Source organism: Nostoc sp. C96 (assembly GCF_059384975.1).
This window is the reverse complement of sequence record NZ_CM182020.1, coordinates 3,487,347-3,511,060: the sequence shown is the minus strand read 5'-3', so window position 1 is coordinate 3,511,060 and position 23,714 is coordinate 3,487,347. Positions and strand designations below refer to the sequence as shown.

Sequence of the window (23,714 nt, the reverse complement as noted above, 5' to 3'; positions counted from 1 at the left end):
TGTAAACAATGCCTGCGCCTACTATCACTCCAAGCGTCGCCTCCTTTCCCTTGACTGCCGTAGTCGGTCAAGAAGCGATAAAATTAGCCTTGCTGTTAGCAGCGGTCGATCCTGGTTTGGGGGGAGTGGCGATCGCAGGTCGTCGCGGTACGGCAAAATCTGTTATGGCGCGTGCTATTCACGCCTTAATACCACCAATTGAAGTTGTTCCCGGTTCAATTAGCAACTGCGATCCCATCCGCCCCGATGAATGGGACAATTTACTATTAGCCGAATACGCCGAAAAAGAGATTCAGGATGTCCCTACACAAATCATTCCTGCGCCGTTTGTGCAGATTCCTCTCGGTGTCACTGAAGACCGACTTTTAGGTTCTGTGGATGTGGAACAGTCGGTTAAACAAGGAGATACAATTTTTCAGCCTGGTTTACTCGCCTCTGCTCACCGCGGGGTACTATACGTAGATGAAATCAATTTATTAGATGACCAGATATCAAATCAACTTTTAACAGTATTATCCGAAGGTCGCAACCAAATTGAGCGAGAAGGCATTAGTTTTCAGCATCCTTGCAGACCATTATTTATTGCTACTTATAACCCAGAAGAAGGCGCACTGCGAGAACATTTACTCGATAGAATTGCGATCGCCCTTTCTGCTGATGGCGTACTTGGTCTAGATCAACGAGTCCAAGCAGTAGAACAAGCGATCGCTTTTTCTCAATCTCCCCAAGAATTTCTCCAGCAATACTACGAAGACCTCGACGGACTAAAAACCCAAATTATCCTAGCGCGGGAATGGTTAAAAGAAGTCACCATCACCCACGACCAAATCGCCTACTTAGTCAATGAAGCCATTCGTGGTGGTGTCCAAGGACACCGCGCCGAGTTATTTGCTGTGCGCGTTGCCAAAGCCGCAGCCGCCTTAGAAGGACGCACCACAGTCAACGCCGAAGATTTACGTCGGGCTGTCGAACTGGTAATTGTACCACGGGCAACTGTAGTTCAAACACCACCACCTGACCAACCGCCACCACCTCCCCCACCACCACCACAAAGTCAAGACGAGTCGGAAGAAGAACAACAAGAGGAAGAGGAAAACGACAAAGAAGAAGACCAGCCAGAAGAACCAGAAGAGCAAGAACCCCCCAGCATTCCCGAAGAATTTATCTTCGACCCAGAAGGTGTGATTCTAGATGAAAGCGTGCTGTATTTTGCTCAAATGTCCCAGCGTCAAGGTAAATCTGGGAGTCGCAGCATCATCTTCTCCGAAGACCGGGGACGTTACGTCAAGCCGATGTTACCCAAGGGCAAAGTCCGGCGCATTGCCGTAGATGCGACCCTGAGAGCCTCCGCACCCTACCAAAAAGCTCGGCGTGAAAGACAGCCAAACAAAAAGGTAATCGTTGAGCAAGGTGATATTCGCTCAAAACGCTTGGTACGTAAAGCGGGGGCGTTGGTAGTATTTGTGGTAGATGCTTCTGGCTCGATGGCTTTGAACCGAATGCAGTCAGCTAAGGGTGCGGTGATGCAACTGCTAACAGAAGCTTATCAAAACCGCGACCAAGTAGCGTTGATTCCCTTCCGGGGGGAACAGGCAGAAGTTTTATTACCCCCAACACGTTCTATTGCTTTAGCAAAAAACCGTCTAGAAAGATTACCCTGTGGCGGTGGTTCGCCTTTAGCACATGGTTTAACTCAAGCTGTGCGCGTTGGTTTAAATGCTCGGATGAGTGGCGATATTGGGCAAGTTGTAGTCGTCGCAATCACTGATGGCCGGGGGAATATTCCCTTAGCGCGTTCTTTAGGTGAACCCCAAGAAGCAGGAGAAAAACCGGATATCAAAGGCGAGTTATTAGAAATTGCTGGCAGATTTCGGGCTTTGGGAATGCAACTATTGGTAATTGATACCGAAAGTAAATTTGTTTCCACTGGTTTTGCCAAAGAACTAGCCCAAACAGCCGGAGGTAAGTATTATCATTTGCCAAAAGCAACAGATAAAGCCATTGCTGCCATGACCAAAGGTGCGATCGCTGATCTAAAATCACGGTAGTTAGTCTATTCTAGACATTTCATCACTATGGTTCAGTCTTCTAATGAACGTTTAACTGTGGAAGAATTTCTCGCACTTCCTGAAGGTGATGTTACATACGAACTTATCGATGGTCAAGCTGTTCCGAAATATAAAAATGATGAAATGTCACCAAAATTTTTTCATGGTGCGACGACTGGCGCTTTATTTATAATATTGTCTATATGGGCAGAGAAAAAAGGCCGGGTTGTAGTTGAGTGGGCAATCAAATTAACCCGCAATCAACAAGATTGGATGCCTATACCTGATTTAACTTATGTTTCTTATAACTGTCTTGCGGCTGATTGGTTGGAAGATGAAGCTTGTCCGGTTGCACCCGAATTAGTGATTGAAGTTATCTCACCCGGACAAACTTTTGGAGATATGGCCGAAAAAGCCACAGATTATCTCAACGCTGGTGTTTCGCGTGTTTGGGTTGTCGATACACAAGCTAGAACTATTACTGTATTTGCCCCAGCTTCCTTACCTATGACGTACCGAAATCATCAAGTAATTACTGATAATTTGTTAGCAGAATTAGAAATTACCCCTAATGCTATCTTTCAACGCGCAGGCTTAAATTCCTAAAATTTATTTTAATAGTGAAGTTTTTTCGGAGACGGCACCCTGAATATCAAGCCCATCATTACCAATATGAAGCATTCAATATAATAAGTGGTTGGGCAAGATTAAATTCATTAACTGAGCAAGAGAACTATTAACAGGAAAACAATGTGTTTAATTAATCTTGTCTAAGTACTTAAATCCAGAACTTGGTTTATTTATTAGAAGCGATTTGAGTTATGGAGTTTTCCTGTCAAAAAATTTTGTAGTATCGAACATCAAGACCCTGATGCCACTACTTGTGGTTGCAAATAATTGATCAAATCATTAATGCCCTTTTGCAGATACCGCGTTACGGTCATTGGACTAGTACCAATGTTTTTAGCAGCATCCTTGCGTGAAAGTTCTTTTAAGAAGACCATTTCTACTGCCATCCGGGGTTTGTCTTCTAGCATATTGATTGCCCCTTGGAGTTGTTGGCGTTCTTCTTCTTGTTGTTGCATCACAGCAGAACGAGGACAAGGAAGAGCTTCACCTAAAGTTATTTGACAATCAACATAGTGAACTGCTGTAGCATCCAAACTCAAAGGCATCCGATTTTGTGCAGCTAACTTAGTTTCTTGCCATTCTTGCACAGATACCTTCAGTACCTTAGCAATTTCTGAATCTTTGGGAGGACGACCCAACGCCAAAGCTAATTCTTTGCGAATTTTTTGTCCTTCATTGTACAGTTCTTGCCAACGACGAGGAATTTTTAATAGCGTACTGCGATCGCGCAAGAAATGCAGCATCTCACCGCGAATATATGGTACAGCAAAGGAACTAAACGCATATCCTTGACTAGGATCAAAACGCTCAATGGCCCTAATTAAACCAAAATAACCGATTTGTTCTAAATCTTCATAAGGTTCATTACATTGATGGCTGAATTTATGAGCCATCTTCCGCACTAAGCCAGTATGTAACTGTACAAGTTGATTACGAAGTTTAATTGAGGGATTCTGGTGGTATAAGTGTAATAACTCTATCCCATCAATTCGCATAGAAGACTCAATTGCTGCCATATCAATTCCTTTGTATTAACTCCTTTTCCTGAAAAAACGGAGTTGCGTATGTGTTCTTCAAAGCTGTAATTATTTTCCTTAGACCACGCTGATTAAACCATCGTCGTTCCACTGAACTTAATTCGCCGCTATCTCAGGCATTCAGTGTTTTTACGCACGATTTTACAGACTCTGTTGTTGCCGCTGATTTTTGTTTTATCTATAAACTTGCTGAGTTAATTAATGTTTATTTTTTGCGAATAACTCTAGCTATTTTCGTGGTTAAATGCTTGGCTTATACCCAGAGATTTAGCCCTAGGTAAGCAATAGAGAAAAACTCTACAACCTTAATTTTTAACTTAAGTTAAATATCTCTCCAGAAATAAAAATCGTAGCAGAACATTAATTTTAATATTTGCTTAATAAATCGTTGATTATAAAAATTAATAAAATACCTAAACCAGAAGCATATATAAATTCGCAAAAGTTCAGCCCAAAAGCTAAAACCAACATTATCAAGACTTTGTTGGCTTGAGCAACATCAAAACCGCACCTAATATTCTCTTAATAGAAGGGTGTATTGTGTGGTGAAAATGTATTTCTCGAAATGGTTTTTTAGTATTGCTGAATTTGAGTAATTCACTTCTACCATTCAAGACCCATAGTGGCGCATATCTCAGACAAAATGTATTGATCAACAATTAAGGCCGATTTTTCTAACAAAATACCCTAGCTGCTCAATGAAAATCTTGGTAACAATAGGAATATACAGCATTTTTTCCAGCGAAAAACTCAAGTATGAGCAATACAAGTAACTTTCGTGAAGCTATCCGAGACGCTAAAACACAAGCCCTCATTGGCCCTAATGTCATTGCCAACGCCCTACCTTACGTTGGTGGTGGTCTGGTTTTAACTGCATTAGGCACCTATGGTGGTTTAGGCGTTATCCGTACAAACCCTGGAATTTTCTTCCCTACCTTTATTGGTGCGGTAATTCTAGAGTTAATTCTCTTCTTTGTCGCCCAAAATGTTGCTGAAAAAGGTAAAAAAGCTATTGCCTTGCCTTTATTGGCAACCTATAGCCTCTTATCTGGGTATACTCTCAGTGGTTTAGTATTTGTCGCCTTAAGAACCCAAGGTGTCGGTATTCAAGGCATTGGTTTAGCCGCCCTCGGTTGCGGTGTCACCTTTATTGTTGCCCGTCAAATTGGTTCAAATCTGTCTGAACAAGACGGAATGGCTTTGTCAAAGACCATCAGTCTCGGTGTTATTGCCTTGCTGGTGGTCTGTGCAACACAATTTATCTTTGCTTTGTTTGGTGTTTATACCCCAACTTGGCTAGAAATCGGTATTTCTGGTTTAGGCGTATTTCTGTTTGTGGGCGTATCCGTTGTAGACTTCTACATCCTGCCCCGTACTTACCGCAACGACCAATACCTACCTGCGGCTTTGTCGATGTATCTTACCTACATCAACCTGTTTATCTTTATCTTACGGTTGCTGATTGCCCTCAATGGCCGTGATTAACTCACGATAAATAGCAAAATTTAATAAATTTTTAACCGTGGTGCAAAATTACTAGCCACGGTTTTTTCATTGTCGTGAGATATTGAAAGTTATTTCTCTAATACAATATATAGTCTATACAAGAGAACTTGGTTCAACTGCCGCTAAAATCAAAAAAACAAATAAAATCTAAAGAGCAAACTTAGAAAATCCATCCAAGTAGCTCTTAATTTAGCAAGCACTATGGAAGTCTTAGAACTCAAACGCGAAATCGAAACGTTGTCTAGCCGCCTGGGTAAAACCCAGGACTATCTTTGACGTACCTGCACTGACAGCGAAAATTCACGACTTAGAACAAATATCCGCGCAGCCAGAGTTTTGGGAAAATCAACCCGAAGCCCAAAAAACCCTGCAAGAACTTAACGATCTTAAATCCCATCTGGACACTTACAACCAGTGGCGAGCCAGTTTAGAAGATACTAAAGCAGTGGTGGAACTGTTGGAGTTAGAAACCGACGAGTCCCTACTGCAAGAAGCGGAATCTACTATCACTAAGCTCAACCGTGACCTTGACCAGTGGGAGTTACAACAGCTACTCTCTGGCCCCTACGATGCGGAAGGGGCGGTGTTGACAATTAACGCTGGTGCGGGTGGTACAGATGCTCAAGATTGGGCATTTATGCTGCTGCGGATGTATACCCGTTGGGCAGAAGCTCATGGTTATAAAGTAGCACTCAGTGAAGAATCTGAGGGTGATGAAGCGGGCATCAAATCAGCCACCCTCGAAATTACTGGGCGTTATGCTTATGGTTATTTGCGGTCAGAAACAGGTACACATCGCTTAGTGCGAATTTCACCTTTTAATGCCAATGGCAAACGGCAAACTAGTTTTGCTGGGGTGGAAGTTATGCCACAAATAGATAATTCTGTGCAGTTGGACATTCCAGAAAAAGATTTGGAAGTTACGACATCTAGGGCTGGCGGTAAAGGTGGACAAAACGTCAACAAAGTAGAAACAGCAGTACGAATTGTACATTTACCTACAGGTCTGGCTGTGCGCTGTACAGAAGAGCGATCGCAGCTGCAAAATAAAGAAAAAGCCCTCGCCCGTCTGAAAGCTAAACTGCTGGTTATCGCCCGTGAACAAAAGGCGCAAGAAATTGCCCAAATTCGCGGTGATATGGTGGAAGCTTCCTGGGGGAATCAAATTCGCAACTACGTATTCCATCCTTATCAGATGGTAAAAGATTTGCGTACCAATTCCGAAACAACTGCGATCGCTGATGTGATGAACGGCGACCTCGATATGTTCATCCAAGCCTATCTCCGCCAAGAAAATCAGCTAGTAGACAGTAATTCTGCTTAAAGTCAATCAACAATGGGTAACAGAGTCATCTATAACCCATTGCCTGACTTTCAAACCGAAAATAGACAAAATGGCAAGAGAACTCCCAGGAAACTGTTACATTTATATGTAAAAGAGTTTGTTACGAAATAATTATGAGTGACTCTCCTTCAACGGAACCTCAACCAAGCTACGTCAAACTTGCCATGCGGAATATGGTGCGTAAAGGCGGCACTTCCATCAAACATTTTTTGTTAAGTGCTGTAGGACTTTTAGCTGTTCTAATTGGTCTTGCTTACTTAACCCGTTAAACACCCATCAAAATTCAAAGTGCTGAGGAGCGTTTGTACTTGGTGCAAGTTGAACTAAATTTGCAAGATATTTTTTCCGAGTCTTCCCCACAATTAGCCGTAAATGTTGGGGATGAAACCTGGGAGAACTGGTTTCATCGCTGGTTAGAAAATCTTCAACCTCATCTACCGCCAGCGCCAAGCTATGAAATAGGGCTGCGTTTAACAGATGATGCAGAAATTCAATCATTAAATGCTCAATATAGACATCAAAATAAACCCACAGATGTTTTAGCCTTTGCTGCTTTAGAGACTGATTTGCCTTATTATGCGGAAATGCAGGATGAACCTATGTATTTAGGTGATATCGTGATTTCGGTAAATACAGCCCAACGGCAAGCCCAACAGCAAGGGCATAGTTTAGTAACTGAGTTAGCTTGGTTAGCATCTCATGGGCTTTTACACCTTTTGGGTTGGGATCATCCAGATGATGAGAGTTTAATGCAAATGCTCAAGCAGCAAGTAATAATACTGGAGACAGTTGGTATTGATATTGACATAGAATATTAAAGATTTTTATGCCTATCAGTGTTAATTTTTAAGCATCCTCTTATAATACTCCTGTAGAAAATTGCCTGAAGTTGACCGGATAACTTCAAACAGCGAAAATTCCCAGTTTACCTAACTTTATTGTTCTATTTTTTAGCTTATGTCCCAACAAGTTTCTCCTCCACCACCAAACCAGTTACCAAAACTGATAACGAAGGAAAGGGAATTTTCGTGGCAAGTTGCCGCCAATTTACTTGTTAGTTTTAAGTATGCTTGGGCTGGCATCACCTACAGTTTTCAAACTCAACGCAATTTTCGCATTCATGTGAGTTTTTGTGCTTTGGCGATCGCCCTCAGCGTATTCTTACATTTATCACCTGTAGAAATTGCAGTCATTGGCATTACTAGCGGCTTAGTTCTCGCACTCGAACTACTCAACACAGCAATAGAATCTTTGGTAGACTTGACAGTTAAGCAGACCTACCACGAATTGGCCAAAGTAGCCAAAGATTGTGCGGCGGGTGCTGTGCTGGTCTCAGCTTTAGTTGCAATCTTAGTCGCTTGTACTCTAATACTGCCGCGATTAATAGTATTGATTATGTCAAACTTCTAAGTTTAGACATTAATTACACTCATCCATAAAAATTTCTCAACTACAAATTAAATAATTACTGACGCTGACGGCTAAAATCTGGTAATGATCGCCAGGAGTGTAGGCCGTGATTGTAGTCATCGATAACTACGACAGTTTTACATACAATTTGGTGCAGTACCTCGGAGAACTAGCAGCAGAGTTCCCCATCGCATCAGATATTCAAGTTTTTCGCAACGATAAAATCACCATCGAAGAAATTCAAGGTTTGCATCCCGACCTTGTAGTCATTTCTCCTGGGCCAGGTCGTCCAGAAGATGCGGGTATATCTTTGGATTTGATTCAACAACTTGGCCCTAGTTTGCCAATTTTAGGCGTATGCTTGGGGCATCAAAGTATTGGTCAAGTATTTGGTGGTAAAATCGTCTCTGCTCCAGAGTTAATGCACGGCAAAACTTCCCAAGTGACTCACACTAATGTGGGTGTTTTTCAAGGATTAGAAAATCCGATGACCGCCACCAGATATCATAGTTTGGTGATTGAGCGCGAAACTTGCCCCGAAGTGTTAGAAATCACCGCGTGGGTTGAAGATGGCACAATTATGGGAGTGCGACATCGGAACTATCCTCATATCCAAGGAGTCCAGTTTCACCCAGAAAGTGTGCTAACTTCTTCAGGAAAACAGTTATTGCGAAACTTTCTGGAACAATTACAGACGAGAGAGTAATTAATGAAACGACGACAGTTGATTGGCTATGCTGGGGCGGGGTTAGTCACAGCTTTAGTTACTACAATAGGTTCTCACACTGAAGCTAACGCACAATCTGGCGGTTTATCAGTTCAGTGGTTGGGTCATACTTGTTTTCTAATTAGTGGTGGCGGAGTAAAAATTCTTGCCAATCCCTTCCGCACAGTTGGCTGTACTGCTCGTTATCGTGCGCCAAAAGTTAGTGCAAACTTGGTTTTGATTAGCAGCCAATTACTAGACGAAGGTGCAGTAGAAGATTTGCCAGGAAATCCCAAGTTAGTCTACGAAGCTGGAGTTTATGAGTTCCAGGGGATTAAATTTCAGGGAATTTCGACAGATCACGATCGCAAAGGTGGGAGACAATTCGGCAAAAACACCGCCTGGAGTTGGCAACAAGGTGGAATTAACATTCTGCACTTAGGTGGTATTGCTGCACCCATTTCTCTAGAACAAAAAATCTTGATGGGTCGCCCTGATGTTCTCTTCATCCCCGTAGGCGGTAGTGCTAAAGCCTATAATGCCCAAGAGGCTAAACAAGCAATAGATGTATTAAATCCTAAACTGGTGATTCCGACCCACTACCGCACCCAAGCTGCTGATGCGAATGCTTGTGATATTTCGCCCTTAGATGATTTTCTCAACTTGGTGCAAGGTATCACGGTACGTCGTAGTAATAGTGACACTATCAGCATCACTGCTAATAAGTTACCAGAAGATAAGGTGATTCAAGTTTTAAGCTACAAATTTTAAGCTAAGTCTAATTCCTTATCATTATTAATAAATGTAGGTTTGGGCAATGTCCACAATGTAAAAATTAGGTTTTGACCGACTTTTCCGCATTGCCCGCCTAACTTAAAAGATATAACTTATCGGCTCAATGGATTTATATTCTGCACTGCCGAATTTACCTCTTTTGACCTTGTAATAAATCAACCAGACACCAAGGGAAGTGCGATGATTTTTGATCAACCACTCCCGCCATTGATGGCGATCGCTAGCATAAATCGATTGTAATTGCTCCTCAAATTTTAGCATGACCAAAAATAGGGGTAGTGTGAAGGTAGCTGCGGCCAGGAGCAAACTAAATGGTTTAGTTTATCTAACTATGGGCGAATATAGCTGACAAGAGTACTGCAAAGTATTCTATAAGCTTTACAAGATAAGCGCTTCAGGATTTGGCGCACTTTTTGAGAGAGCAATCAGCGATGCTGCGCTATGAGCGATCGCAACCATGTGCTCGATTTGGTATGAGACGCGACAAAAGGGTTAAGCTTGAAAATGACACGCACGGGTAAGGGTCATGGCGGATTCGGTCAAAATATTCAATGAGTATTCAAATCGAGACTTAGAGCAACGGAAAGTTTGGTACACGCCAGTTGTGGAAGCTTATGATCGAGGCAGACCCCGCTATCCTGAAGCATTAATTCAGCGAGCGATGGAAGCCGCTCACCTTTGTGCTGATTCAACTATTCTCGAAGTCGGCGGCGGTTCAGGAATTGCGACAATTCACTTTGCTCAGTTAGGATGTGCAATCGATGTGGTAGAACCGAATCCAGCATTCTCCCAAGTGGCAGAACGTCGTCTTGCAGCATTTCCTTTGGTTCAACTCTTTCAGCAATCCTTCGAGGAGTGGCAAGTTAAACCGCAAGCGTATGACATTGTACTAGCAGCAAATGCTTGGCACTGGATATCATCCGATATCAAGTATGTGAAAGCATCACAGACTTTACGGGCGGATGGTTCTCTCGTTTTACTTTGGAATATGACGCTTGAACCGAGCCATGAAATGTATCAAGTCTTGAATCAGGTGTATCAAGCTTACGCGCCCGCGATCGCACCGGAGTACGAAGGTCGAGAGAAACAAGCTGAAATCGTCGCAGGCTTGGGAAAACCTGTCTCTTATTCAGGATTGTTTGAGCCTCCCTCCACAGAGATCATTCCTTGCTCCCAAACCTATAGTGTTGATCGGTATCTCGATTATTTGAGTAGCGGCTCACAATATGTTGCCTTAGAGTCGCAAGTGAGAGCAAATCTATTTTTGGGATTGAGAACTGCGATCGAACAGCAATTCGAGGGCGAAATTCAACTGTTTAATTTAGCTGCATTGCAAATTGCACGGAAGATCTAATTAGTTTGCCCCTGGCCGCAGCTTCCGTAACATTACCCCTAATAGGTGATTAGCTAAATTAATATTCTCCTAACATTAATAGCGAATGCGTGGGTCAACATAAGCATTAATAATGTCAATCAAAATGCTTGCGCCAACCACAATCGCCCCAAAGAATACCAATAAACCTTGGACTGTGGGATAATCGCGATCGCTGATTGCTTGATACAAACGATTGGCTAACCCAGGCCAAGAAAATGTCACTTCCGTTAAAATCGCTCCACCCAACAAAGAGGCAAAGGTTAACCCTAAGACCGTAATTACTGGAATTAAGGCATTTTTCATGGCGTGAGAGACTAAAATCTTATTTTCTGCAATTCCTCTCGCTCTAGCCGCTTCTACATAGTCAGCACGCAAAGTTTGTTTTAAATTCACCCGCACAATACGCTCAAAAATTCCACTCAGTAAAATTCCTAAAGTGAGGCTGGGGAGCGCAAGATGGTGCAAAGAAGCAAAAAACTGTGTCAAGTTACCACTAAGTAAGCTATCAAAGGTATACAACCCAGTAATTGGTGATGGCGGCGGTAACGTCGGCGGAAAACGGTTAGAGTTGGGAAACCAACCCAGTTGTACAGAAAAAACTAATTGTAACAGCATTCCCGCCCAAAACATCGGTAAAGCATAAGTAATAATCCCAAATAACCGCCCGCCCACATCAAAATATGTTCCAGGGCGAGAAGCGGAAAGCGTACCTACCAAAATACCAACAATGAGGGCAACAGCCATACTAAATACGGCTAACTCCACTGTCGCTGGAAAATATTGTCCGATGATGTCCCAAACATTTTGCCCGCGACTTGTTAAAGAAGTTCCTAAATCAAAACGCAGTATATTTCCCAAATAATTTAAATACTGTAGCCAAATAGGTAAATTTAATCCTAATTGTTTGCGTAATTCTTCTTTGGCTGCTTCTGGCGCACGTCCACCCAAAATCGCATCGGCTGGATCTCCTGGTGTCGCTCGCAATAATAAAAATACGATAGTAATGATAGTTAATAGTTGTAGCGGTGCTAGGAGCAACCGCGAGACAATGTAATACTGTAGGGCTTTTGAGCGAGACATATTTTAAGTTATGAGTCAAGAGTCAATGGTCAAGAGTCAATGGTGAGCCAGTGCGTTGGGCGGGTTTCCCGACTTGTTCGCGTAGCGTCTCCGATTAGGAGAAGCAACTGGCGTTAGCGACGCAGGAGCGTCACCCGAAGGGTCAAGAGTCAATGGTCAATAGATAGTAATTGTGCTAATTCAATGAATCAAACTTTTATAATTACTAACTTTTGACTATGGACTTTTGACACTTGACTAATGACTATTTTTTGATGGTTTTATAAATCAAATTTTGGGTAGGGTCAAGTTGCACATTAGCTACACCTTTTTGGGCAAATACATAGTCTTTGTTTTGCCAAAGCGGGACGTAAGGTACATCATTAGCTACTTGGGTTTGAATTTGAGCGAAAATCTTCTCTCGTGCAGCGGGGTTTTGTTCTTTGCGTTGTTGGTCGATGAGTTTATTCATGGTTTCGCTATAGTAAAACGAACCTTGAGTTTGACTACCGCCATCTTCACAGCCTTTTGCATCAGAACCTTTTTGACAAGCTAAGAAGGGTTGGACGTAATTATCAGGATCTAAAAAGTCGGGATACCAATCAAGCAAAGCTGCGGGATATAAACCTTTAGAAATGTCTTTAAAGAAAGTCGGCCCTTCTACTGTGTTGACTTCTAATTGGACAATGCCATCCATTTTAGTATCGGCAAGGGATTTGAGCGTCTGGGCTGCTAAACTCCGAGTTGGTGAACTTGAAGGATACCAAACTGGGATTTTGACAGGATTTTCTTTTGAGTAGCCAGCTTTAGTTAATAATTCTTTAGCTTGATCAAATTTACCATCACCATATTTATCTTTAAATAATGGTTGGGAAACGTTGAATGTAGTAGGAATCATACTGTAAAGCGCATCAGCTTGACCGTATAAAACTCGCTCATTTAATAATGGACGATCAATAATTGCGGCGATCGCTTGTCTAACTTCTGGTTTATCTAAGGGTTTTTGATTGCGATTTAATACCAGATAACTTACCACACTACCTTGAGCCGTAATCGCTTGCCAATCTCCTTTTTTACTACCATCTTCCAAACTGCGAATTTGATCAGGTTGTAATGATAAATAAGCTACATCTACTGCACCTGTCCGAAAAGCATTAAACAAGTTAACTGGACTTGTTTGAATTTGTACGTTAACGCCTTGATTGGCTGGTTTGTCTCCCCAATATTTATCAAATACATCCATCCGCAATGAGTCTGTACCATACTGGGCTAATTTGTAAGGGCCAGTACCGACAAATGTATTAGGTTTAAATTTACCCGCACCAATTTCGTAAGCTTTGGGTGACACTGCACATACTCCAGAAAACGCGAGTAAGGAGGGAAATGCAGCAAAGGGTTTTTTGAGCTTGATTGTTAGCTCGTTTTCACCTGTAGCGGTTACTGAGTTTACTGTATCAGCTAATAAAAAAGAAGGTTTACCTTTATTTTCAATAAATCGCTGAATACTAAACTCCATTGCTTTAGCATTGAAGGGTGTGCCATCGTGGAACACTACTCCTTGGCGTAGGGGTATGGTGTAAGTTAAACCATCTGGGCTGACTTTTGGTAAACTTGTCGCCAGTTGGGGCTTAATTTCTGTACTACCTGGTTCGTAAGTGTACAGGCGATCGCTCATATTAAACACTAAACCCAACGATGCCAACTCATAAGCATCCGCCGGATCTAAAGTTCTCGGCTTTGCAGTTGTACCAATAGTAATGCGTCCATCACCCCCAGGAGTATTTGCATTACCTGACGGCGTGGTATTTGCTTGTTGTCGCGTACCACAACTGATGACTAAAAATAAACACAGACAAAATAGAGATAGGAATTGGCTAACCCGACCCCACCTTCGCACAGACAAGGGAAACAAAGTCATACCTTTCAAATTTTTCAAATCAGCGGTCAGTAATCATACTATATGTCTGGCAATAATACCCAATTTTTCCCATTGATGCAGGTTTAAGATAAGCGATCGCTATTTATTTGCTATGCAAACGAGCAATGTTATCTGAGTATTACAGAAGCTAAAAGCACAATTATTGAATTTTATTTAACTATTGAGTTATATCAAAAAATGTTACAAAATCTAATTTTGCTCACTAAGTATTTTAATGTAATATTTTAAACTCATTAGTTTAAAAATTCTGCCGACCTTATCAGACAATCTCTGCGTTTAAAAATCCGTAGAACTTGATTATTTAATTTGAATTTTGCCTACCAAATGAAATTATCTTAAATTAATAAGATTTTGTGAAAGAAAATTTGTTAAGCTGCTCAATTAGCTTTAGTTGTTAACATTTAAAGTTAGCCTATTAACTAATAAGGATAGGTTTTAAAGAGAATTATCAGGAACATTGCCATCATAGCTTCAGTGGCAAGGCAGCTTTACTTACTACATCTACCGAGAAAGTTTAGAGGGTGTTGATATCAAAATTTATAGTCAAAATAGCGAGATAAAACCGTGAAATATTTTTTTCTTTCTGAAGGATGGAATATAGGTAGAGTATGGTCATCCGATGGATTGTGGCAAATCACCGCATGGCGACGACAACCAGATATTCAGCGGATGAATATTTGTATAGTAGAAAACAATGAATTGCTCTGGCTTTATCGTACAGAAGAAGCTGTTTTAACAATAGAAGTTAAACCATCAACCTCAGAAATTGCCAGCCAAACAATTGGTCAAGTAGTGCTAAAGCGTCTAATGAGTTCCGAACAGGTAATTGAACGTCTGAATACGGCGGAAGCTAAGTGTCAGCTACAAAATATCCACTTGGTGACACAGTAATTTAGCTGAGTCAGGAATTACGTACAAAAATTGCCAGTTGAAACTGGGTGTAGGTGAGGATCTTTAAACTTATAAGTAACGCGATGTGGCACTCCTACTCCCTTACGCCCTTATATTCTCATATCCCTACACCCCTTCCTCTTCCCATTACCAGAACATACGTAAATGAAATTGTGACGGAGATTTGTGAGAAAATAACACAGATGGGATATTGATCGCATCTATTTACACGCTTGCAAACAGTTCCATCAATAGTTACACTTTTTAAAACATTCTCATTTTTGTATGGCAATTGCGTAGACGACCAAAAGGCGGCTGCCACAAAGGTAGCTCGCTCTATTACCCAAATACTCGCAAGGTATTTGCCAAGTTCTCTCAGAATAAGGGTTGGTTAAAAAAGCGATCTCTACCCCACAAGGTACAGCTACCACAGCGTCTAAGTGTTGCCAAATAAGCCACACAGTCTGAATCATCAAGACTGAGCCGTGGTTAAACTCAGAACCCTGGCAATAAAAAAACTCAGAGATTTCTTTGAGAAGCGGTCTTCGCCTATCTGAGAAATTCAGTAAAAAAATTGCTTTGTAAACATAACTCTTCGAGGAGGAGCGTAGTCGATGGGACTACCTTGGTACCGAGTACATACAGTTGTTCTGAACGATCCAGGGCGGCTGATTTCTGTACACTTGATGCACACAGCCCTGGTGGCAGGCTGGGCTGGTTCAATGGCGTTGTATGAACTAGCCATTTACGACCCCAGCGATCCAGTTCTTAACCCCATGTGGCGACAAGGGATGTTCGTGCTGCCCTTCATGGCACGTCTAGGCGTTACCCAATCTTGGGGTGGCTGGAGCGTCACAGGTGGCCCGGCGAGTGACCCTGGTTTCTGGTCTTTTGAAGGTGTAGCTGCTGCTCACATCGTACTTTCTGGTTTATTGTTCCTAGCCGCAGTTTGGCACTGGGTTTACTGGGATTTAGAACTATTTAGAGATCCCCGCACTGGTGAACCAGCCTTAGATCTGCCCAAGATGTTTGGGATTCACCTGTTCTTATCTGGTTTACTTTGTTTTGGTTTTGGCGCATTCCACCTCACCGGACTTTACGGCCCAGGTATGTGGATTTCTGACGCTTACGGAGTCACCGGAAGCGTGCAAGCGGTAGCACCAGAATGGGGGCCAGATGGCTTTAACCCCTTTAACCCCGGTGGTATTGTGGCTCACCACATAGCTGCTGGTGTTGTTGGCATTATTGCTGGTTTATTCCACCTCACAGTCAGACCTCCCGAAAGGCTATACAAAGCTCTACGGATGGGTAACATTGAAACCGTACTTTCCAGCAGTATTGCTGCGGTATTCTTTGCAGCTTTCGTCGTTGCCGGCACTATGTGGTACGGTAGCGCTACAACCCCAATTGAACTTTTTGGCCCTACCCGCTACCAATGGGATCAAGGCTACTTCCGTCAAGAAATTGACCGTCGTGTTCAAGCTAGTGTTGCTAACGGTGCAAGCTTGTCTGAAGCTTGGTCACAAATTCCTGAAAAGCTGGCATTCTACGATTACGTTGGTAATAGCCCCGCCAAAGGTGGTCTGTTCCGTACAGGGCCTATGGTTAAGGGTGATGGTATTGCTCAGTCTTGGCAAGGTCACGCCGTCTTCACAGATGCTGAAGGTAGAGAATTGACTGTACGTCGTCTACCTAACTTCTTTGAAACCTTCCCCGTAATTTTGACCGACAGCGATGGTGTTGTTCGCGCTGACATTCCTTTCCGTCGGGCAGAATCCAAGTATAGTTTTGAACAAACTGGTGTCACTGTTAGCTTCTACGGTGGCGACTTAAATGGTAAGACCTTCACAGATCCTGCTGATGTGAAGAAATATGCCCGTAAAGCTCAAGGCGGTGAAATCTTTGAATTTGACCGGGAAACCTTGAATTCTGACGGTGTATTCCGTACCAGTCCTAGAGGTTGGTTTACCTTTGGACACGCGGTATTTGCTTTATTATTCTTCTTCGGTCACTTATGGCACGGCGCTCGGACAATTTACCGAGACGTATTTGCTGGTGTAGAAGCCGATCTAGAAGAGCAAGTCGAATGGGGTCTATTCCAGAAAGTGGGTGATAAATCAACCCGCCGGAAGGAAGCCCTCTAAACAAGTATGAAGGGTGAAGTCTGAAGTATGAAATTCATTGCTTCACTCTTTATGTTTCATTTTTTACTGGCTGGATAAGCAGGAGCTTTTGATATGGAAAGCGTTGCATACATCTTAATTTTTACTTTGTGTATAGGCGTTCTGTTTTTTGCGATCGCCTTCCGCGAACCCCCCCGCATTGAGAAAAAAGACGAGTAGTAGATTACTATTCCTCAGCTTTGCAAAATATCCGCTGTTATTTAGCGATAACAGCGGATATTTTACTTATTTATATATATATATAATCGCCTTATACCATTCGGCAGATTGCAAAAGGCAATTTGTTATGTGATATAATCTTCTATCTGGAAGTCGATATGTGTTAACACTAGCTTTCTACGCTAGGATTAATAAGGATGTAAGTGTACACTGGTCTTCAGTGACTTACACAGGCATTACGATTATGTCACAAAAATTTACGGAGACTAGAACCAGGAACAAATCAGCATGGTCAATCAGAACATAACCGCTACAGAAATTGGATTTACTCACGAAGATTTCGCTGCTCTACTTGACAAATACGACTATCACTTTAGCCCTGGAGATATTGTACCAGGAACGGTTTTCAGTATAGAGCCGCGCGGCGCTCTGATTGACATCGGTGCTAAAACAGCAGCATATATACCTATACAAGAAATGTCTATCAACCGGGTAGACAGCCCGGAAGAAGTATTACAGTCAAACGAAACACGGGAATTTTTCATCCTCACCGATGAAAACGAAGATGGTCAGTTGACCCTTTCAATCCGCCGTATTGAATACATGCGGGCTTGGGAGCGTGTACGTCAGTTGCAAGCAGAAGATGCAACTGTGCGTTCTGGTGTATTTGCGACAAACCGTGGTGGTGCATTGGTACGCATTGAGGGATTGCGTGGATTTATCCCTGGTTCCCACATTAGCACCCGCAAGCCTAAAGAAGAATTAGTGGGTGAAGAACTACCATTGAAGTTCTTGGAAGTAGATGAAGAACGTAACCGCCTAGTTCTATCTCATCGTCGGGCGCTAGTTGAGCGTAAGATGAACCGCCTGGAAGTTGGCGAAGTAGTAATTGGGACAGTTCGTGGTATCAAGCCTTACGGTGCTTTCATCGATATTGGTGGTGTTAGCGGCTTGTTGCACATCTCAGAAATTTCTCACGAACATATTGATACACCTCATAGCGTGTTCAATGTCAATGATGAAGTGAAAGTGATGATCATTGATTTGGATGCAGAAAGAGGCCGGATTTCCTTGTCTACCAAGCAGTTAGAACCAGAACCCGGTGATATGATTAAAAACCGTGATTTGGTCTACGATAAAGCTGAAGAAATGGCAGCTAAGTATCGTGAGCAACTGTTAGCTAAACAACAAGGTATAACTTTAACACCAACTGCTGAAGAAGTTGTTGCTGAAGAAGATATTCCAGCAGCTACCGAAACTGAAGAAGAAATCCCAGCAGCTATTGAAGAAGAAATACCAGTAGCTATTGAAGAGTAAAATCAGTAGATAATTGCATTAAAACCTGAAAAAAGAGGGGTAATCCCTCTTTTTTTGTTGTTTATTCATAATTTGAATCTTTTTTAGCGGGGTGAAAGATTTTGGTAACTATTAAATGTCAAAATGTAAGTTTTTCTAATATTCAGGCAATTTTTTTTGACAAAAACGGTACATTAGAAGACTCTGAAGATTATTTGCGATCGCTGGGACAAAAAGCAGCACGAATTGTTGATGCTCAATTTCCCGGAATTGGCGAACCATTATTAATGGCTTTTGGGATCAATGGCAATTCTATCGATCCGGCGGGTTTATTGACAGTCGCCAGTCGCCGAGAAACCGAAATTGCTACCGCAGCTTATATTGCTGAAACTGGTAGAGGATGGTTTGAATCACTCAGAATCGCCCGTCAAAGTTTAAACGAAGCCGAGAAATATCTCGAAGCCTCTCCCGCACCTCTTTATCCTGGTAGTTTGGAATTGTTACAATCTCTCTCAACCGCAGGACTCAAACTCGGTATAATCTCAGCAGCCGTAACAGCTGAAGTTCAAGCTTTTGTCGCTAGGTATGATTTGGGTGATTATCTCCAAGCTCAAATCGGTGTGGATGATGGCCCTGGTAAACCAGATCCAGCTTTGTTTTTGCAAGCCTGTGAAGTTGTGGGAGTAGAACCAAACACTGCACTGATGGTAGGTGATGCGGTTGGCGATATGCTTATGGCAAAAAACGCCAAAGCCGCAGGTTGTATTGGGATAACCTGGATTGGAAAATCAGATCATGTCCAAGGTGCGGATGTGGTGATTCATCAACTAAATGAAATTCAAGTATTAGGTGTCTGATTTTAGTTGGATTCCAGCCTGAACTAAATCAAAATCTGGGGGAAAATGAGTACTGCGATCGCAATCTGCTTTTTCTAACTTTGCACCTTGGAGATCAGCTTGGCGGAGATCAGCTGACATCAATAATGCTCCCCGCAAATCTGCATTTCTCAAATTAGCTTGCGAAAGGTCACAAAAGCTGAAGTCAGTCCCTCGGAGATTAGCATCTGCAAGATTCGCACTGTTTAAGTCAGCATAACTTAGGTCTGAACCTTTGAGGTTTACCCCTGCCAAATCAGCATCACCGAGTTCGGCTTTACTAAAATCTCGTTCTCCCTCAGCATATTTTTCTAAAAGAGTAGCCACCGTATTAATCGGCTGTTGATAATTTATTTCAGACATAAAACAGCCTCAAATATTTTTGTTTCAAATTCATCATAAAACTGCTGATGCACAAAATTACAAGAGAAATTGCATCAATTTATCAAATTATAGTAATAGTAATTTACAGGAATTTTCTTATTCCTCACAAGTTCCTCAAATTCTTTTTATAGGTTCAAATCATGAACCATCAAAACTAATTACATTTTAAACGTGCAGATTTAAAACTAATTTTTAGTGCATGAAAGCAAGCGAAAAACATGAATGCAACCGTTATGGTAATTGGTTACGGTAATGACTTGCGTAGTGATGATGGCATTGGTCAAAGAATAGCAGATGAAATTGCCTCTTGGCATTTATCGGCGGTGAAATCCTTAGCAGTTCACCAACTAACACCCGAATTAGCTGATGCTTTGGCAAATGCAGAATTGGCAATTTTTATTGATGCTTATGTGCCTTCAGAATCTTTTGATGTGCAGGTGCGATCGCTTTCACCTTCTAGGGAAAATGAGATCGCTGGTCATGCAGCCGATCCCCAATCACTTCTAGCTTTAACCCAAACACTCTATGGCCACTGTCCGCCTGCTGTGTGGGTGACAGTACCCGGAGTTAACTTTGAATTTGGCGATCGCATCTCACAGATCACTGAAACAGGTAAAGCAATCGCACTCGGAAAAATTATGCAGATTCTCGACAAGTTTAAAAATTTCTGGATGAAATCAAACCTGTGCTGAACTCAAGCATAGACTGAAAACAAAATATGACTTACACACAAAGATTGTCTATTGAGACCGGGTATAGCGGGTAAGGGTTTTAAACCTTAATTGTTCGTTTTCTGGCGAAAAATTCATTCATTACTCAGCGAGAACTTGCGTGCGCGGGTTCCCCGCGTTGAGCAAAGTTCGGTGACTCAGCACTATTACTTAAGGAGGATTGATGCAGAAATCTCTCAAGCCCACAAGCGATCGCGCCTTTGATATCTTGCAGGCAGAGAAGCTTAATCCTCTTGATGCTATTTTTGCACCAAAGACTGTAGCTGTGATTGGTGCTAGTGAAACACCTGGTAGCGTAGGACGCACTCTGCTATGGAACTTAATCACGAATCCGTTTGGGGGAACTGTTTTTCCCGTTAATCCCAAGCGCCATAGTGTGTTGGGAATCAAAGCCTATCCCAAAATTGCCGATATCCCCGAAACTGTAGATTTAGCTGTGATTGCCACACCAGCACCCACAGTTCCAGGAATCATTGCGGAGTGTGTAGATGCGGGGGTGAAAAGTGCGATTGTCATCTCTGCGGGTTTTAAAGAAGCTGGTGCAACAGGTATCGCTTTAGAACAAGAAATTTTGACACAAGCCCGTCGTGGTAACATTCGCATTATTGGCCCTAACTGCTTAGGAGTGATGAGTCCCCTAAGTGGCTTAAATGCGACCTTTGCCAGTGCAATGGCGCGTCCGGGAAATGTCGGCTTTATTAGTCAAAGTGGCGCGCTGTGTACGGCGATTCTGGACTGGAGTTTTCAGGAAAACGTCGGTTTTAGTGCCTTTGTTTCCATCGGTTCAATGTTAGATGTGGGTTGGGGTGATTTGATTTACTATCTCGGTGATGACCCCCACACCAAAAGTATTGTGATTTACATGGAATCTATTGGTGATGCGCGGTCTTTTATTTCCGCCGCGCGAGAAGTTGCTCTCACCAAGCCAATCATTGTCATTAAAGCGGGGCGTACAGAAGCAGCCGCCAAAGCCGCAGCTTCCCATACAGGCGCGTTGGCGGGAAGTGATGCAGTGTTAGATGCAGCTTTTCGCCGTTGTGGGGTGTTGCGGGTTAATAGTATTTCTGACTTATTTGATGTGGCGGAGGTATTAGCAAAACAGCCACGTCCCAAGGGGCCGCGCTTGACTATTTTAACCAACGCAGGCGGGCCAGGAGTCTTGGCGACCGATGCTTTGATTGAAGCTGGTGGCGAACTAACAGCAATTTCCTCAGAGGCGATCGCATCTTTTGACAAAATCCTCCCCACTCACTGGAGCCACAACAACCCAATTGATATTCTGGGAGATGCTGATCCCCAACGTTATACCCAAGCTTTAGAAATTGCGGCGAATGATCCCAATAGTGACGGCTTGTTGGTTATTCTCACACCCCAAGCCATGACAGACCCCACCCAAACCGCCGAACAATTGAAAACTTACGCCAAAATCCCCGGTAAACCAATTCTCGCTAGTTGGATGGGTGGTGCAGAAGTTACGGCTGGTGAAACGATTCTCAATCGTCAATCTATTCCTACTTATCGCTATCCAGATACGGCGACGCGGGTATTTAGTTATATGTGGCAGTCTAGCTACAACTTGCGTGGTATCTACGAAACCCCTGTTTTACCTGCGGTTGATCCCAACTCAGGTATACCAGACCGCAACTTAGTCACCAAAATTATTTCCGCTGCTCGTCAAGACGGGCGAACAATCCTGACAGAGTTTGAATCTAAGCAAATATTAGCAGCCTATGGCATTCCAGTTGTAGAAACTTGTGTAGCAAAAAGTGAGGATGAAGCAGTTAAATGTGCTGAGGGTATTGGCTATCCCGTAGTTGTCAAACTGTATTCCCACGTCATTACTCATAAAACCGATGTCGGCGGTGTGCAGTTAAATCTTCGAGATACGAAAGCAGTCAGACAAGCCTATCGCACCATCAAATCCTCCATTGAAGAAAAAATAGCCAAAGACCCTCACTACTCAGCACTAAAAACTCAAAACTCAGCACTCTTCTTAGGCGTAACAGTACAGCCAATGGTGAAAACCGACGGCTACGAACTGATTATTGGCAGTAGTCTTGATCCCCAATTTGGGCCAGTGCTGTTGTTTGGTACTGGAGGGCAACTAGTAGAAGTATTTCAGGATCGAGCGATCGCTCTGCCTCCCCTGAACACAACTTTAGCGCGGCGGATGATGGAACACACCAAAATTTACAAAGCCCTCAAAGGTGTGCGGGGAAGAGAAAGTGTTGATATGGCAGCCCTGGAACAATTGATGGTGGCATTTAGCCAGTTGGTAGTAGAACAACCGTGGATTAAAGAAATAGATATCAACCCGTTGCTGGCAATTCCTCCAACTGCTTTAAACTCTGGAGGATTGATTGCTTTGGATGGGCGCATTGTTCTGCACACCCCAGATATTCAAGAACAGCAACTACCAAAATTAGCCATTCGTCCCTATCCCAGCCAATACATTAGCGAGTGGGCAATGAAAAACGGTATGTCAGTTACCATTCGTCCCATTCGCCCAGAAGATGAACCATTGATGGTGCAGTTTCACCAGACGCTATCAGAAGAAAGCGTTTATTTTCGTTACTTTCACTTGATTAAGCTGAGTCAGCGCATTACTCACGAACGACTCACGCGCATTTGCTTTATTGATTATGACCGCGAAATGGCGCTGGTAGCAGAACACCAAAATCCACAAACAAAAACAAAGCAGATTTTGGCAGTTGGGCGATTAAGTAAACTGCACGGTACCGATGCAGCGGAATTCGCTATGATTGTGAGCGATCGCTATCAGTGTCAGGGTTTAGGTACAGAACTAGTCCGGCGGTTACTACAAGTTAGTCGTCAAGAAAACATTGGCCGGGTTACAGCCAACATCCTGAGTGATAATCACGGAATGCAACGAGTTTGTGAGCAACTTGGTTTTCATCTTCAACCTACGAGTGACTCAACTGTGATGCAAGCTGAAATTGCTTTGTAATAAATTGAAAAAGCGCCGCTTGAAATACTAGCGACGCTTTTTTTAGGATGATTAACTAAAGTAAGTGCAGTTTACTCCGAGCTTTTATGCAGTTGATATGTCAGGGGTTGCTGATTATTGGGTACATCATTGGATGAATAATGAGCGATGACAAATAGAGGTAGCGTTAAAGTTAACAGAGCGATCGCGGTTCCCACAAGGTCTGCCAAACGATGGGAATATGTAGCGGTAGGGTTAGCAGACTGACTATTTGAATCCATACAAATTTGAACTTCTTCAACTCACTTGATAAGTTTTATCTCTCGGAGAGATTCTTGATGCCATTTTAGCGATTTTTTACTGACTACTGTGTAGCAGTCAAAAAAGTGAACCAGTTT

At 42.7% G+C, this 23,714-nt stretch carries 23 protein-coding genes; 17 read left to right on the top strand and 6 right to left on the bottom strand.

From position 1 onward, the window contains the following. Positions 1-8 precede the first annotated feature (8 nt). Both bchD and AC504W_RS14920 read left to right on the top strand, forming a co-directional pair. Positions 9-2,048, top strand: a complete 2,040-nt coding sequence (gene bchD, locus AC504W_RS14925; RefSeq protein WP_494873102.1) for a magnesium chelatase ATPase subunit D — start codon at positions 9-11, stop codon at positions 2,046-2,048. A gap of 27 nt (positions 2,049-2,075) precedes the next feature. Beyond that, positions 2,076-2,654 (top strand): Uma2 family endonuclease, encoded by a 579-nt coding sequence (locus tag AC504W_RS14920; protein WP_494873101.1) that lies wholly within the window; start codon positions 2,076-2,078, stop codon positions 2,652-2,654. Positions 2,655-2,908: 254 nt separating this feature from the next. Here AC504W_RS14920 and AC504W_RS14915 read toward each other — a convergent pair whose 3' ends face one another. Then, entirely contained in the window at positions 2,909-3,694 is a 786-nt protein-coding gene (locus tag AC504W_RS14915; protein ID WP_096577541.1) for an RNA polymerase sigma factor SigF, read from the bottom strand. A 777-nt stretch (positions 3,695-4,471) separates the two neighbouring features. Between AC504W_RS14915 and AC504W_RS14910 the strand changes: the two genes are divergently transcribed. The 7 genes from AC504W_RS14910 to AC504W_RS14880 all read left to right on the top strand — a co-directional run bounded on the left by AC504W_RS14910 (position 4,472) and on the right by AC504W_RS14880 (position 9,453). Further along, positions 4,472-5,200, top strand: a complete 729-nt coding sequence (locus tag AC504W_RS14910; RefSeq protein ID WP_494873100.1) for a Bax inhibitor-1/YccA family protein — start codon at positions 4,472-4,474, stop codon at positions 5,198-5,200. A gap of 222 nt (positions 5,201-5,422) precedes the next feature. Beyond that, positions 5,423-6,545 (top strand): peptide chain release factor 2 gene (gene prfB / locus AC504W_RS14905; protein WP_494873099.1). Its coding sequence is split into 2 segments (ribosomal slippage): positions 5,423-5,494 and positions 5,496-6,545, totalling 1,122 coding nucleotides; the frame shifts between segments, so codons are not numbered across the junction. Between the two features lie 134 nt (positions 6,546-6,679). Beyond that, positions 6,680-6,835, top strand: a complete 156-nt coding sequence (locus AC504W_RS14900) for a DUF3285 domain-containing protein (protein WP_015115739.1) — start codon at positions 6,680-6,682, stop codon at positions 6,833-6,835. 42 nt (positions 6,836-6,877) lie between these two features. Next, a complete protein-coding gene (gene ybeY, locus AC504W_RS14895) occupies positions 6,878-7,384 on the top strand; it encodes an rRNA maturation RNase YbeY (RefSeq protein WP_494878657.1) in 507 nt (168 codons plus the stop codon). Between the two features lie 139 nt (positions 7,385-7,523). Then, positions 7,524-7,976, top strand: coding sequence for a diacylglycerol kinase family protein (locus tag AC504W_RS14890; RefSeq protein WP_494873098.1), 453 nt, complete (start codon positions 7,524-7,526; stop codon positions 7,974-7,976). 106 nt (positions 7,977-8,082) lie between these two features. Then, positions 8,083-8,682, top strand: coding sequence for an anthranilate synthase component II (locus AC504W_RS14885; protein ID WP_096577533.1), 600 nt, complete (start codon positions 8,083-8,085; stop codon positions 8,680-8,682). A 3-nt stretch (positions 8,683-8,685) separates the two neighbouring features. Then, positions 8,686-9,453: an MBL fold metallo-hydrolase gene (locus tag AC504W_RS14880; protein WP_494873097.1), complete on the top strand. Its 768-nt coding sequence runs from the start codon at positions 8,686-8,688 to the stop codon at positions 9,451-9,453. 102 nt (positions 9,454-9,555) lie between these two features. Here the strand turns inward: AC504W_RS14880 and AC504W_RS14875 are convergent, their stop codons facing one another. Then, entirely contained in the window at positions 9,556-9,738 is a 183-nt protein-coding gene (locus AC504W_RS14875; RefSeq protein WP_494873096.1) for a hypothetical protein, read from the bottom strand. Positions 9,739-10,003: 265 nt separating this feature from the next. Here AC504W_RS14875 and AC504W_RS14870 point away from each other — a divergent pair, with 265 nt between their 5' ends. Further along, positions 10,004-10,831 (top strand): class I SAM-dependent methyltransferase, encoded by an 828-nt coding sequence (locus tag AC504W_RS14870; RefSeq protein ID WP_494873095.1) that lies wholly within the window; start codon positions 10,004-10,006, stop codon positions 10,829-10,831. Positions 10,832-10,906: 75 nt separating this feature from the next. On the opposite strand, the gene AC504W_RS14865 is transcribed toward AC504W_RS14870, so the two are convergent. Then, positions 10,907-11,932 (bottom strand): ABC transporter permease, encoded by a 1,026-nt coding sequence (locus tag AC504W_RS14865; RefSeq protein ID WP_494873094.1) that lies wholly within the window; start codon positions 11,930-11,932, stop codon positions 10,907-10,909. Between the two features lie 244 nt (positions 11,933-12,176). After that, positions 12,177-13,829, bottom strand: a complete 1,653-nt coding sequence (locus AC504W_RS14860) for an ABC transporter substrate-binding protein (RefSeq protein ID WP_494879330.1) — start codon at positions 13,827-13,829, stop codon at positions 12,177-12,179. A 585-nt stretch (positions 13,830-14,414) separates the two neighbouring features. Here AC504W_RS14860 and AC504W_RS14855 point away from each other — a divergent pair. From AC504W_RS14855 to AC504W_RS14835, 5 genes are all read left to right on the top strand, one after another. Then, complete coding sequence (locus tag AC504W_RS14855; RefSeq protein ID WP_096577521.1) at positions 14,415-14,741, top strand: hypothetical protein; 327 nt, start codon at positions 14,415-14,417, stop codon at positions 14,739-14,741. A 614-nt stretch (positions 14,742-15,355) separates the two neighbouring features. After that, positions 15,356-16,885, top strand: coding sequence for a photosystem II chlorophyll-binding protein CP47 (psbB, locus tag AC504W_RS14850; protein WP_096577519.1), 1,530 nt, complete (start codon positions 15,356-15,358; stop codon positions 16,883-16,885). A 93-nt stretch (positions 16,886-16,978) separates the two neighbouring features. Then, positions 16,979-17,083 carry a photosystem II reaction center protein T gene (locus AC504W_RS14845; protein WP_015115729.1) on the top strand — a complete coding sequence of 35 codons (105 nt, stop codon included), beginning with the start codon at positions 16,979-16,981 and terminating at the stop codon, positions 17,081-17,083. A 288-nt stretch (positions 17,084-17,371) separates the two neighbouring features. Beyond that, positions 17,372-18,400, top strand: coding sequence for a 30S ribosomal protein S1 (locus AC504W_RS14840; RefSeq protein ID WP_096577517.1), 1,029 nt, complete (start codon positions 17,372-17,374; stop codon positions 18,398-18,400). A gap of 101 nt (positions 18,401-18,501) precedes the next feature. Next, on the top strand, positions 18,502-19,236 hold the full coding sequence (locus tag AC504W_RS14835) for an HAD family hydrolase (protein ID WP_494873092.1): 735 nt from the start codon (positions 18,502-18,504) through the stop codon (positions 19,234-19,236). On the opposite strand, the gene AC504W_RS14830 is transcribed toward AC504W_RS14835, so the two are convergent. After that, positions 19,225-19,617, bottom strand: a complete 393-nt coding sequence (locus AC504W_RS14830; protein WP_494873091.1) for an Alr5209 family pentapeptide repeat protein — start codon at positions 19,615-19,617, stop codon at positions 19,225-19,227. The two genes, AC504W_RS14835 and AC504W_RS14830, sit on opposite strands and share 12 nt — an antisense overlap. A gap of 239 nt (positions 19,618-19,856) precedes the next feature. On the opposite strand from AC504W_RS14830, the gene AC504W_RS14825 reads away from it, so the two are divergent. After that, on the top strand, positions 19,857-20,330 hold the full coding sequence (locus AC504W_RS14825) for a hydrogenase maturation protease (protein ID WP_494873090.1): 474 nt from the start codon (positions 19,857-19,859) through the stop codon (positions 20,328-20,330). A gap of 202 nt (positions 20,331-20,532) precedes the next feature. Next, positions 20,533-23,337 (top strand): bifunctional acetate--CoA ligase family protein/GNAT family N-acetyltransferase, encoded by a 2,805-nt coding sequence (locus AC504W_RS14820; RefSeq protein ID WP_494873089.1) that lies wholly within the window; start codon positions 20,533-20,535, stop codon positions 23,335-23,337. A gap of 71 nt (positions 23,338-23,408) precedes the next feature. Here the strand turns inward: AC504W_RS14820 and AC504W_RS14815 are convergent, their stop codons facing one another. Beyond that, positions 23,409-23,597 (bottom strand): TLTLP motif-containing protein, encoded by a 189-nt coding sequence (locus AC504W_RS14815; protein ID WP_096577507.1) that lies wholly within the window; start codon positions 23,595-23,597, stop codon positions 23,409-23,411. Positions 23,598-23,714: the final 117 nt, after the last annotated feature.